This is a genomic window from Acinetobacter sp. CAU_H_S139_7, assembly GCF_058599305.1.
Window position 1 is genome coordinate 1,463,901 of the sequence record NZ_CM178651.1, and the last position, 13,228, is coordinate 1,477,128.

General features: G+C 34.2%; 9 protein-coding genes, 1 tRNA gene and 1 pseudogene. 7 read left to right on the plus strand and 4 right to left on the minus strand.

Annotated elements, in window-relative coordinates; genetic code table 11:
- Window positions 1-217: 217 nt before the first annotated feature.
- Together AC4MC0_RS07215 and AC4MC0_RS07220 are read right to left on the minus strand one after the other, a co-directional pair.
- On the minus strand, window positions 218-967 hold the full coding sequence (locus AC4MC0_RS07215; protein ID WP_004980080.1) for a YebC/PmpR family DNA-binding transcriptional regulator: 750 nt from the start codon (window positions 965-967) through the stop codon (window positions 218-220).
- A 261-nt stretch (window positions 968-1,228) separates the two neighbouring features.
- Window positions 1,229-1,801 carry a 1-acyl-sn-glycerol-3-phosphate acyltransferase gene (locus AC4MC0_RS07220; RefSeq protein WP_078390142.1) on the minus strand — a complete coding sequence of 191 codons (573 nt, stop codon included), beginning with the start codon at window positions 1,799-1,801 and terminating at the stop codon, window positions 1,229-1,231.
- A gap of 646 nt (window positions 1,802-2,447) precedes the next feature.
- Between AC4MC0_RS07220 and AC4MC0_RS07225 the strand changes: the two genes are divergently transcribed.
- Window positions 2,448-2,524 (plus strand) — tRNA-Ile (locus AC4MC0_RS07225).
- 153 nt (window positions 2,525-2,677) lie between these two features.
- On the opposite strand, the pseudogene AC4MC0_RS07230 reads toward AC4MC0_RS07225, so the two are convergent.
- Window positions 2,678-3,380 (minus strand): annotated as a pseudogene (locus tag AC4MC0_RS07230) (IS5 family transposase); the annotation flags it as partial.
- Between the two features lie 174 nt (window positions 3,381-3,554).
- On the opposite strand from AC4MC0_RS07230, the gene tnpA reads away from it, so the two are divergent.
- From tnpA to tnpC, 3 genes are all read left to right on the plus strand, one after another.
- Window positions 3,555-3,938 carry an IS66-like element accessory protein TnpA gene (gene tnpA, locus AC4MC0_RS07235; RefSeq protein ID WP_004691518.1) on the plus strand — a complete coding sequence of 128 codons (384 nt, stop codon included), beginning with the start codon at window positions 3,555-3,557 and terminating at the stop codon, window positions 3,936-3,938.
- The gene (tnpB, locus tag AC4MC0_RS07240) at window positions 3,935-4,270 is read left to right on the plus strand and encodes an IS66 family insertion sequence element accessory protein TnpB (RefSeq protein ID WP_225546543.1); all 336 of its coding nucleotides are present in this window, start codon (window positions 3,935-3,937) and stop codon (window positions 4,268-4,270) included. The genes tnpA and tnpB overlap by 4 nt, the downstream gene beginning before the upstream one ends.
- A 74-nt stretch (window positions 4,271-4,344) precedes the next feature.
- Entirely contained in the window at window positions 4,345-5,970 is a 1,626-nt protein-coding gene (tnpC, locus tag AC4MC0_RS07245; protein ID WP_491887264.1) for an IS66 family transposase, read from the plus strand.
- A gap of 94 nt (window positions 5,971-6,064) precedes the next feature.
- Here tnpC and AC4MC0_RS07250 read toward each other — a convergent pair whose 3' ends face one another.
- The gene (locus tag AC4MC0_RS07250; RefSeq protein ID WP_227555023.1) at window positions 6,065-6,886 is read right to left on the minus strand and encodes a hypothetical protein; all 822 of its coding nucleotides are present in this window, start codon (window positions 6,884-6,886) and stop codon (window positions 6,065-6,067) included.
- Window positions 6,887-6,992: 106 nt separating this feature from the next.
- Here AC4MC0_RS07250 and AC4MC0_RS07255 point away from each other — a divergent pair, with 106 nt between their 5' ends.
- The 3 genes from AC4MC0_RS07255 (at window position 6,993) to AC4MC0_RS07265 (ending at window position 13,205) form a co-directional block, all read left to right on the plus strand.
- On the plus strand, window positions 6,993-7,202 hold the full coding sequence (locus AC4MC0_RS07255) for a helix-turn-helix domain-containing protein (protein WP_125275013.1): 210 nt from the start codon (window positions 6,993-6,995) through the stop codon (window positions 7,200-7,202).
- A 334-nt stretch (window positions 7,203-7,536) separates the two neighbouring features.
- Window positions 7,537-9,786, plus strand: coding sequence for a hypothetical protein (locus tag AC4MC0_RS07260; protein ID WP_016167546.1), 2,250 nt, complete (start codon window positions 7,537-7,539; stop codon window positions 9,784-9,786).
- On the plus strand, window positions 9,783-13,205 hold the full coding sequence (locus AC4MC0_RS07265; RefSeq protein WP_163120791.1) for a site-specific integrase: 3,423 nt from the start codon (window positions 9,783-9,785) through the stop codon (window positions 13,203-13,205). Before AC4MC0_RS07260 ends, AC4MC0_RS07265 begins: the two co-directional genes overlap by 4 nt.
- Window positions 13,206-13,228 lie beyond the last annotated feature (23 nt).

Genomic DNA, 13,228 nt, shown 5'->3' on the forward strand with positions numbered 1-13,228 from the left:
AAACGCTCGGTGGTAAAGTTTTCTGATCTTTCGTGATCGCTTGTTGAAAAATCAGAATTTAGTTATGGCTTAAAATCAATTAAAACACGACAGCCAGCATTTAAGCATGGATAAATATCATTGTAAAAAAGCAAAATTTATTGAAAGGGTATTCAATCAGACATAAAAAATGCGCTCCCAAAACTATATTCGAGAACGCATTTTTTAAAGCAGTAGATTAAGCGTCTAATTCTGCCAATACTGCGTCAGAGAATTCAACGTTGGTATATACGTTTTGTACATCATCTAAATCTTCAAGCATATCAATCATTTTCATAATCTTTTTGGCTTGATCGATATCGGTGATTTCGGCTTTAGTTGAAGGGCTCATGACCACTTCAGCATTGTCCGATTTTAAACCTGCAGCAGTTAAAGCATCTTGTACATCACCAAAAGATTCAGGTGTAGTAATGACTAAGATTTCATCTTCATCGACTTCGATATCTTCAGCACCTGCTTCAAGTGCCACGTCCATGATTTTATCTTCTAAAGACACATCTTCAAAAGTGATCTCACCACGTTTTGTGAACAAGAAAGCAACTGAACCGTTTGTGCCTAAGTTGCCATCTGTTTTTGAGAAACAGTGACGGACATCCGGTACAGTACGGTTTAAGTTGTCAGTCATGGTTTCCACAATAACTGCAACACCACCAACACCATAACCTTCGTAAGTAATTTCTTTTAAATCATCGTTATCTTCGCCACCAGCACCACGTTGGATTGCACGGTTGATAACGTCACGTGTCATATTTACAGAAAGTGCTTTTTCTACAACTGCACGAAGACGTGGGTTGCTTGCAGCATCACCACCGCCAAGCTTTGCAGCAGTTGTTAATTCACGAATAAATTTGGTAAAAAGTTTACCACGGCTAGCATCTTGTTTTGCTTTACGATGCTTAATATTGGCCCACTTGGAATGACCCGCCATGCGAAATATGCTCCTTGTAGATTGGCTTTGTGCCTATCAAATTGTGCAAATTCTACCATAAGCACTTTTTTATGCGAAAGTAGGTGTTTTTCTGAAAATCGCCTGAACAAACAAAAAAAGAATTAAAATTGTTTGAAATAAAGCCAGTTATTTAAAATTTACCTTGTGAGGCAGTTCACTTTAAAAATTAACTGTTGGGAAACACCCACAGAGACCTAAAAGAATAGCGTCTTCACATTCTTTTAGGTTAATTAAACGACCTTATTGTGCAGCAGTTTTAGGTTCTGGAATCTCAATATCTAAACCAACATGCTCTTTATAAAGTGCTTTAATAAGCGTTAAGTCATGATCTAGGTCTGTTGGGTAGATTTTTCCAAAAATACCGCCTTGCTTGGTTTTTGAGTTCGCGTACATGAGTACAATAGGGACATTTGCTGCTTTAGCAATATGCCAAAACCCAGTACGAATAGGTTTACGTACTTCACCTGTTTTGGCACGTGTTGCTTCAGGCGCAATCACTAAATTGAATTTTTTATTTTGGGTAAAGTGTTCAACCATTTGAGACACAATGTCTTTATTTGACTTGCGATCAACTGCAATACCGCCAAGGGCTTCGAGCACTAGCTTCATTGGCCCTTTGAATAATTCTTTTTTAATCAGGGTATGAATTTTCATATCATAGATTTGAAAAATTGCCAGTGACAAGACAGCATCCATCATAGAAGTATGTTCAAATCCAATAATGACTTGCTTGTCTTCCAAAACATTTGGTTCTACATGATATTTCCAGCCTGCGAGTTTAAAAGCAGACTCACCAATGAATTTTTTTAACATGACCATAAAAATACAAGTGTTTTTTAAAGAGGCTAATGTCTGCTTGTTTGCGGTTTGAGTCAAGTCCTACTTGATTGCACTTACCACTTTTATGAATCGGCTTGAATCCTAAGTAGTTGAATAAGGAGAGGGCAAGAATTGAACACTAAGATGTTTTAAATCTAATCAAATAGAAAATAAATATGGTGAAAATGAAAATACCACTATTCATAATCGAAATGAAAGATTAGACTTTGGTCTAAGATTAAAGTGTGCATTTTCACACTTTAACTTTGGTTTAACAAAGTTCAGGATTGTTAAAATGGCTTATCTTTCGACTTTTTTATGTGCAATCGTTCTCTTTTCTTTGGTGGTTATTTGGTCAATTGTTGAGTTTTTCATTGAGTCACGAAAAAAAGAAAAAGCCGGTATTTAGTTTTTATCCAATTTAATTAAATTTTATTATTGTAGTGTTTATAAGTGCTTTTGAGTCTTAGTATGTAACTCAAACATCGTGAAAGACCTGATATGTCAGTTTGATGATGTAAATTTCCCTGATTGTTTGGATAGTGTACAACCATGTATGAAAAAGCTTGTCTTTTGAAAAAATCTTCGCTAGTATTCATTTCGCCTGAACTTGTTGATATATAACAAATTCAGCATATTAGGGCCTATAGCTCAGTTGGTTAGAGCAGCGGACTCATAATCCGTTGGTCGACAGTTCAAGTCTGTCTGGGCCCACCATATAAAACAACCACTTAGGTGCATTAATCCTAAGTGGTTTTTTTGTTTTTAGATTCTGGTAAGCAAATGGTAAGCAGCTTAAATCAACATTATTTTTAACAGGCTTTGTTGTATAAAGACTTTAAAGATAGAATTTACTGTAATTACTCAAATTCAAGTGAAAACGTGGGTATGGGGGCGATCTAATTCTGTAAATTTATTTAAGACGGCTATACGTGCATTAATCTCATTGATCTGACTGTCAAAATTCCTTGTGCTGAGTTTATCGCCTAATAATTTGATGCAATGCATCTCGGTTTCGACCAAGTTATCGCCGTTGATGCCATAGACCACTTTTTCCAAATGCTTATCACTAGACGCTTGACCATTTCAATAATTTATTCCTCTCTATATATTTCGTTCACTTGCCTTTCCAAAACTTTAAACTTTTCCTTAGTAGAATCACCGTATGTGTTTTTAGGTCTAAAATCACGTGTTGGGAGTGTTTAATGTCATAAGCCTGTCTGTATAGGCAGAGTCGATATCTATAGGAATTTGAGCAAGTAAGTTTCTAAATGCTTGTGAATCACTGACATCGTTGGCAGTTACTGTACAGTACTTGTTTCCAGGATTTTAGCATCTATATCGATATGTAGCTTAAGCCACTGCCGCTGATATTAAGGCTGATGCTTCGTACGTTTCCAATTGCTTTTACTTAAAAATTTCAAGTCAGTACAATCGACAATTAGATGCAGTCCATTGCTGCTTTTTTAATAGTTAATTGCAATATCAATATGCTTTTGTTTTCTACATAGGGTGGAGTATCTTGCGTTGAAAAATTCAAGCTAGATAGCCTAATAAGCTTTGAACCAAACCCAATTGAGATATTCCCTAAACCGATTCAGAGGAGATTATAAGAGTGTCAATTGCTTGTATGATAAATTTTAGGTGTGAGCTTATTCATTGTAAGCGTCCGCTGAACACACCTTATGAATTCATCCTATAAGCCTTAATTTAGTCCCCACTTAAAAACAAGTGGGGACTAAAATTTATGACTACAAATCACCAGACATCCATCGCATCTCTTGCGAAAAAACGAAGAACATACAGTGCTGAATTTAAACAGCAGATCGTTCAGGCTTGTAAAGCACCGGACGTTTCAATTGCTTCGGTCGCTTTGCAACATGGATTGAATACAAATCTTGTATCCAAATGGATTCGCTTAATTGATGCTAAGCCAGGGAATGATCGCTCACCACTACCGAATAAACCTGCATTTATTGCCTTATCTTGCTCTGCACCATTAGATCCTACTCCTACTGACATGTTAACGGTTCAAATTACTTTACCCCACTCAAAAGCAGAAATTGGCTTGAAATGGCAAGTATCAGAAATATCTGCTTTAGCAGAATTACTCAAGGCACTTGCAACATGATCCGCATTGATGAAATCTGGCTTTCTACCCAACCTCTGGATATGCGAGCAGGGATGGATACTGTCATGGCTCAGGTGGTGAGAGCCTTTGGCTACATTAAACCGCATTGTGCTTACCTGTTCTGTAATAAACGTGGCCATCGCATGAAAGTGCTGGTACATGATGGACTGGGCATCTGGCTGTGTGCCCGGCGGTTGGAACAGGGAAAATTTCACTGGGCTAAAGTTCACCAGGGTGAAAGCGTAGCCCTCAGCCCAGAACAGTTACAGGCACTGATCCAGGGTTTGCCTTGGCAGCGCATTGGACGACAGCAGGTGGTGACGATGCTCTAAACTAGCTTGGTCCATTCTGCTATTCTCCAAACGTTCTATTTCATTCTTCTCATGACCTCAGGCATACTGCGGTCATGAATACACTGCCTGATTTAAGCCAACTGACCCATGAACAACTGCTGGAATTTACCAGACAGTTGGCGCTGCAGCATCAGTCTCTAGCACAATCAAACCAGCAATTAGATGCCAGAGTTCAACATCTTGAAGTCACCAATCAGCAATTAGATACCAAAGTTCAGCATCTTTCCATTCTCAATCAAAAATACGAGCATGAACTGGCGCTGTTTAAACAGCACAAATTCGGCAGTAAAAACGAACATCTCACTGCAAAACAAATCCATCTCTGGGATGAAGCGGTCGAAGAAGATATTGCCGCGGTTGATCTAGAACTGGAACGGCTAAATGCAGATAAAACCAATGCAGCGACACACAAAGCCACAGTCAACAAACCTAAACGTCGACTGCTGCCAGATCATCTACACACCATTCGTATTGAGCATGAACCTGCATCAACCCAATGCAGTTGTGGCTGCCAACTCCGTCGTATCGGCGAAGATGTCAGTGAAAAACTGCATTTCAGACCGGCACAGTTCTATAAGGAACAGCATGTGCGTGGCAAATGGGTCTGTGATCAGTGTGACACCCTGACTCAGCAAGCGATGCCCGCCTATGTGATTGATAAAGGCATTGCTTCACCTGAACTGCTCAGCCATGTGCTGGTATCGAAGTATGCCGATCATTTGCCGCTGTACCGTCAGCGCCTGATCTATCAGCGGGCGGGCATTGATCTGTCCAGATCTACTTTATCTGACTGGATAGGTCGCTGCGGTGTAGAACTGGAACCTCTGGCCAATGCCTTAAAAGAGGTGGTACTACAACAGCAGGTGCTGCATGCAGATGAAACACCGGTCACCATCATGCGGATGGGTGAGAATGATAAAAAACCGAAGAAAGGTTATGTCTGGGCCTATGCCACTACACAGTACAATCCAGTTCAGGCGGTGATCTATGACTTTCAGGATAGTCGTTCAGGCCAGCATGCTGCAGAGTTCTTGAAAGGCTGGCAGGGTTATCTGGTCTGTGATGATTACAGTGGTTATAAAGCACGCTTTAAATCAGGCGATGTCATTGAGGTGGGCTGCATGGCGCATGCACGTCGTAAATTCCATGAACTGCATGTGACCGGGAAAAGTCAGATCGCTGAACAGGCATTACTGATGATTCAGAGACTGTATGCGATAGAAGCAGAGCTCAGGAAAAAGACCGATGGTACAGCGGAAGACCGCCGCGAATACCGACAACAGCATAGTCAACCAGTGATGCAACAACTATATGAATGGCTCAACCAACATCATCTGACAGTGCCATCGAGTTCTCCCACCGCCAAGGCCATCAATTACACTCTGAAGCGTTGGCCAGCTTTAAGCCGCTATCTGGATGATGGCAATCTACCTATTTGCAATAATTGGGTCGAGAATCAGATGCGTCCCTGGGCGTTGGGGCGCAAGAACTGGCTGTTTGCAGGTTCGCTGCGCAGTGGTCAGCGAGCGGCAAACATCATGACATTAATCCAGTCAGCAAAGCTGAATGGGCTGGATCCGTATGCCTATTTAAGTGATGTGCTGAAAAGGCTGCCGACACATAAAGTGACCCAGATTGAAGAATTGCTGCCACATCGTTGGAAACCTGAACCGAATTAAAAAATAGCTATGGGGTTCAGCGCACGCTTACTATTCATTTGGAAATAGTATTGTTGAATAAGCTCCCAGAATGAGTTTATGCGATAAAGCCACTCTATCCTAGAATCTGTTTATATAGATTTACAAGGTTCTCATCTATGCAAGGAATTAAATGATTGATTTTAGGGTGAGCAATAAGATCAGCTTCAGTTCTTTTAGATTTTTCTCGAATTTCAATAGTCCAATTCCTATCTCTGTATTGTCGCCAATTTAATTTAATTTTAAGAGGACGATTATAGCCCTTTAACTCCATAATGAATATCTGATCACATATTTCATCGAATAAAAATATGTGTGAGCGCTCAAGATAATCATGTCTTTTTAGCAGCAATTCCAAAGTATTTATAATAAATGAACAGCAATCATTTACTAGACTTGTACTGCCAATACTATAACCCCATTGATGTAATAAATATAATGCACACAGGCTATCTAAAGATCCATATTGAGCTAATTTTTCTAAATCAGATTTATTAAAATCTTTTATATGTCCATTTATTATTAAATTTTCAAATATATAATTAGGAAGATTATTTAACTCTATTAAAATTAACTTTTCTTCTGTAGTTCGATATTTTAAATTTTTCCATATTGAGTGATTGATGATATTGGATGAGCCAATACATTTCGAATCAATAATATCAATCCATTCTTGCTGTGGGGTAGATAATCCAAACTTATATTTTTTAAATAAATTTGATTCATGACTTTTTTCAGTATCTTTACATAATAACTTTGCTAAACCGAAATCATTCTTAATTTTCCCAAAAGCTATTAATTGATTATGAAAGAAATCATACCAACTCAATGTTTTAGCGAAATCTATCCTAGTTCTTAGTGGGCGTCCCATATATCTCTCTTTTTTATTTAAGCTCATAAATATCTTAACCCAAATTCTGGTAAAGAAAAAATAGATTTTAAGACAATTTCATTACCAATTTATTTATGTTTTTATAAGTTGAAATCAACTGGAATTACAAAATATGGTACTTAAGCACAAACAAAAGCCCATTACAGATGATCGGCTTTTGTTAACAACTAAGGAAACAGCTAGGTTGCTGGGATATGCAGAACAAACATTGCGTAAATGGGCACTGTATGAAAATGGACCAATAAATCCTATTAGACATGGTCGTAGTCTTCGATGGAGTAAAGCAGAAGTCTACAAATTTGCTTGCTCACAAGAAGACTAAATTTGAAGATGATATGAGCTAGTTGCTCATATCTATTCATTAGACTGCTAGGCGAGTTAGGTAATGTAATAACGAATTATCTACAAGCCAGCAGAAAGTTTATTTGGGTTGTATAAATTTTATTTAAAGAGAACAATTACTTGAAGCTTTTAATTTGTGATTGATTGGGTGGGGTTAGAAGGCTTTAAAGCTTAACTCTGAATAATTTTCACTTTTGAAAAAATTCAATGCTTTCAGACTGTATGAGCACAAACTTCAAAGCTATCATCCTGCAGGTAAAAAAGTTAATCACAAATATACTTATAAATAATTGTCCTACGTTAAAGGATCAATAGTGTTAAAAATGCCAGTAGATGAAAATAAAATAGAATCTAGATTAAGAAGTCTTTCTGAAAGTATTGCTCTTATGCATATCGATTTTGCAGGATTTTTTGAGGAGTATAGCCTTAAAGAATCAATAGACAGTATAATGTTAAATTATGAAAGTGGTTCTTATACTAGTGCGATAAAATCATGTTCAGAACAATCATTTTTAATAAAAAATAATAAATTAATTGATCTATATAAAGCTGAATATGGTAAATCCTATTTTTCAAATTTAATCATTGAAAGCAAAATTGTATTTGAGTTGAATGTTGTTATTTCATATATTGCTCATAATTTACAAAAAAAAGGTTATAGTGAAAGCCATATTTCAACACTTTACTATTACTTTTATTTGTTACTAAAATTGATTTCACCGAAAAATTGTGAATATCGTGATGAAGATGGTTTTAGTGAGATTTTGGAATCGATTAATATATTTTTAATAAAATCATGTGAATCAATAGTTGATGATTTAGATGAAAAATTTGTTTCAGATTATAATAAAAAATTTAATAAATTATTTTTCTCGGTTACTAATATTGATAAAATAACTATAGTAAAAAAGATTTTTGAATATTTAAAAATATTCATTGTAAAAATAAAAAATATCGAAAATTTAAAAAACAATAAGAAAAGCACAAAGGCTAAATCAAAATTCAAAAGAATTAAAGTTAGTGACCCTAGTCCACAAGAGGCTATAAGTATTTGTGTTCCAGAAGGATCTTATGATTCTATTGAGGATGAAATATCTGAAGACGATACTCAAACAATCCTTAATGTTAAAGCTGATAGTGTTGCTGGTAGAGTAAGTGGGTATGTACAATCAGATAAAAAAATAGCTGAAATTATAATCAGGAGAAATTATCCTACAGTATCAAATCCTTCGTTTTTAGAACAAATTCTATTACGAAAAGTATTTCAGGTACTGATAGATAAATTTCAAGCTCAGCCAGACTCACAAGAAAGTGCTATTGCTGCAATGTTCTTAATGTCGTTATTTACTGGGGTGTCAGCGACACATTTTCTTAATATAGACCTTCTCTTAGAAGATCAGCGAATTTCTAAAGCTAAGGATGCAGATGGTTATCTTTTTAGATATTACGTTGGTTTAGATAATACTGAAAAAAGTAAGAATAGAACGCTAATCAACCAACTTTGTCTTACTACAGCACAGAATTGGGATATTCATGTTCCAGCTTCGTGGGTAGACACTATTTTAAATCATCAAAATTTGTTAATAGTGGATTTGAATTTGAAAATTAAAGACTGGTTCTCCAGATATTGTTTAGGTGTAATAAATATTGGTTCTATAGCGCAGCAACTACATTTCCATATGGCACGCATTGATCCTAAAGGCCTTTTGAAAGAATTTATTAAAAATAAAAAAATTCATCATGAACCTGAATTAGCCTATGCTGTTTTCAATGCCATTGAAATGAATAAATATTATCAAAAATATCTTGAGAACGTCACTGACGTACAATTCCAGTCTAGTGATGATTCTAGCTCCGATAAAGCAATAGATTATCCTGTCATTTGGGAGCGAAACGAAAGAAAAATTGGGAGTAGGAAACTATGGAATACAAAAGATGCTCGGAATTTTATTCATAGATTAAAAAGTGATTTGGAGTCAACTCTCAATAATGAAAAAAAATCGCTTTATGAAAAGGTGAATAGTTATGCCATATGGATGTGGACAATTTGTTTATTAACTCTTGGTATCCGCCCTAATTCAGGTGCTCCAGGACCATTGAAGTATTACGATGCAACAAATGGCTTTTATTACGTTCATGATAAAAAAAGCGAAAGTCGTCCTTTTGGTCGTTATATACCGATAACCAGTTTTTTGAAAGAAGAAATATCGAAATACCAAAATTTCTTAATGGAACAGGGTTTAGCTAATAAGGTTGAAAAAGATACAGATTTATCCCTCATTTATATCATGGATAAAAGGAAAAAATTGCAGGAAATCACGGCAGATTTCGTCCAATGTAATTTAGAGTCAATGAATTTTTATTTGTATAAAAATTGGGCTAGACATTTTTTAATCAATTCTGTGAAGTTACCGATAGATATTCAAAAGACATTGTATGCACACGATAGTCTAGATCTTGGATTTAGTTATGGGTCTTCACTTAGTTTTTATGCATATAAAACGAAAATTCTCAATGCTGTTGACGGAATGTTGATTGAGCTTGGCTTGGTGATAAAAGTATGAGTAAATTATCATTAGAACTTCAGACTGACTTAAAAAATAAAGCAATAAATTTATGTTGTGATATCACTAAGTTATTTGATGAATTTAATTCTAAAAAGCGAAAAACTGATAAGTCATGGCGTAATCTTAATGTTAATACTCAAAAATTAATTGGAGTTATGCAACATGAACTTAACGCTCAACTTAAGTTAATGAGTGAAATACAGTTAAAAAATGAATATTTAACGTATTGGCGCGAATTGTGGTTTGTAGAAAAAACAAAAATTATTGATAAATATTATGATATTACGAAAGTGGTAGATTTATCGATACCTGATTATTTTATATCTAATAGTGCAAAAAAGGAAATTAATGCTACTCCACACAAATTAATAGAGGGTTCGCAATTAAATAATTTTAAGAATCAATTAGAGAAATTTTGGATAGAAAAAGAAGTTTTTAACTATGATTCAGAATATTTTAAAGATATAGAAAGTAAAGAAAATTTATCTACTAATCATTGTCTGTTGAGGATTCTATTTGCTCAGTTGACATTAAGTTTAATTTTTCACTCAAATTGTCCATTTGAAAATCATCTAGTTAGTATAGTTAAAACAGTCTTTAAAAACTTTACTGAATATGGTGTATGTGATCTCAGCCCTATTGATGGATTAGAATATATTTATGATGTTAAGGACGCATCAAAATTACAAGCAAATGGTTTTTTATTGAGTTATCTAATTCCAAATAAAAGATATGCAAATTTGTTTTTGGATGGGAATACGTACCAGAGTTGTCAGGTCAGTCTTGAACCTATTACATTGATTATTTTGAATAGATTAGTTGCCGAGATACCTAAAACACATTATTTGAGTTTAGATCAAATTTTAGGATTTGATATAAATGATACTAATAAATTTAAAAATTGGATGTTAAATGAGTTAAGAAAAATTTCTCAGAATAATGAAGTTGTTAAAAAATTTAAAGCTAAAGGGTTTATGGCATTTAACCATATTGATTATATTGCATGGAATAAGAGAAAGGTATCAATAGATGGGTTTTTATCCGCATTAAATGTAGGGAAGTATGCTACGTCAGCAATTTCAATAAATTACTTAAATCAGCTAGAGCAAAGATTAAAAATTCCTTTAGAGGAGTTAAGGATTCAATATGTCCAAAACAAACTAATTAAGAGTGAAAAAGTAAATCAGTTATCTTTTCAAGCCATTAAGTGTACGGATAATTTTTCTAATACTATGCCCAAAGAAGTAAAGAGAATTTTAAGGATAGGATCTAAAAGCAATGATCAAAAACGGTTCAAAAGATCTTTAAAATTTAATTTGGCAAAGGTAAGAAATGAATATGATTTAGAGTTTATTAAGGGCGAAAGTGATCCAGATATAGCATCATTAAGTGTTCAAATTTGTTTGCTAAGTTGGTTTGAAATGAATTTGACAAATGGTATTAAATTATCTTCTCTTCAAACCTACAAGTCGGTGTTTTCAGTAGAGCTTTATTGCTATGCTGTTGAACATTCAATTAATTTATTAGATGCAGATCAAAGTGATTTTGAAGATATGTATGAGTACATATTAAGCGTGAAGATAAAAAATGATAAAAATACCACACTTGAGGAAACTAACTTAGAGAGTTATGAAAAAAAGCATGATACATATTCAGCTGCTTTAAAGCAGCTTAAGGCATTTCATAAACATATTTCTAGTGTGTTCAATGCTCCAAATTTGGATGATTGGTTTTCATATTATAAAACAGAGAATACTCAAGTTTGTCGTAGCGGATATATATCAAAAGATATGTTTAAATACATTATTGATAAATTATTGCCTAACTCAAAAAGACTTTTTAACCTAAAGATGGATTGTCATGACTTACGAATGGTAAGAATGATATGTATTTTGGGATATCGTTGTGGTCTGAGAATAAGTGAAATTTTAGGGCTTAAACTAAGTGACTTAACGACGTTAAGCTTAGAAAAACATGAAAATAATTCTAATAAAATTGAATATTGGTTATTTGATGAAAAAATAGAGTTTTTGAAAATACAAATTAGAAATAATTATGATCGACAGCTTAAAACTAGAAATGCACAACGTGCTTTGTGTTTAAGTGAATTACTGACTGAAGAAGAATTGCTAGAATTTTGTCATCTGCTCAAAATGATAGTTATAAATAAAAAAGAAAATCGTATTTGTTTAGGTGCTAACCGGTTCATCTTTGAAAAAAATGGTGCTGGACTTATTAAAGCAAGTTCAGTTAGACAAGTATTCAAATGTTGTTTGGATTTAATTTTTGGTGATGAACAATATAATTTCTCTTTTCATACATTGAGACACAGTGCAGCGAATAATCTTGCTATTGTGTTGAAGGGTAGTGATCAACTCAGAATAGCTTGGACAGATTATTCAGATAATCATGTTAAAAATATTCGAAACTATATTTTAGCTGAATCGACTTCTTTGGAAGATAGAGCCGATGTTTGGAAACATTTGGCTTATATGTTAGGTCATTCATCGATAGAAATGACAGCAAACCACTATTTGCATGTTGGAATGATTTTGTATGCCGATGCATGTAATCGACAAGAAAATTACATACCTAGAAAGTTGTTACAGCATTTGCTACCTAAGCATACTAAAGCGGGAGTAGGTCGTAGTAAAAAGTTTATTATTGATATTAATATTTTGAATTACAGAAAAATATTATGTGATTATTTGAGAAATAGGGTAGGTTATAAAAATGAATTGACCCCTGATTATAAAATGAATGGTCACCAGTCACACTTTTTGGGAGGGGATCATACATTGAGCTTAGACCAAGATGTTTTTTTAGAAGAGCTAAATACAATACAAAATCCTATAGTTTTTAGTTCAGACTCCGAACTAAGAAAATTTTTTTTAGAATATATAGAATTGATATATAGCAATCGGTATTACACCCAAAAACGTGGGAATCATAAAAGATCCTCTGAAGAATTATTGGAGTTTCTTGCAGAATATGCTCAGCATGATAATTATCAAGCAATGCGTTTGATAAAACAGGCTTATGGTAAAGCTCAAGATCAAATAAGATTTCAGGATCAACTGACTCGGTTATCAAATCTTTTTCTCGATCATGTTTTGATTGTAGATGCTAAAATTAAATTTTATATTAGAGATGAAATAAGTTATGCAAATTATTTGGAGTTTTTAGTAAATCTAAAGGCAATTGTAGGTAATGATTTTTTTCGCAATATCTATTATAGAGAGCATGAATGGGAAGAATTTAGTAAAGTGATGAAGATTCGGAAAAATAAAAAATATGAAGTACTAGTTTTAAAGAATATTAATCCTAAAGCTAAGTATATGCAGATATTGATTTCTATTCTTTTTTATAGTTTGTCTTTGAAGATTGTAAATAAACATTTAGATACAGTTACTTAAGCTGCATATTGAGCAAGTATTTT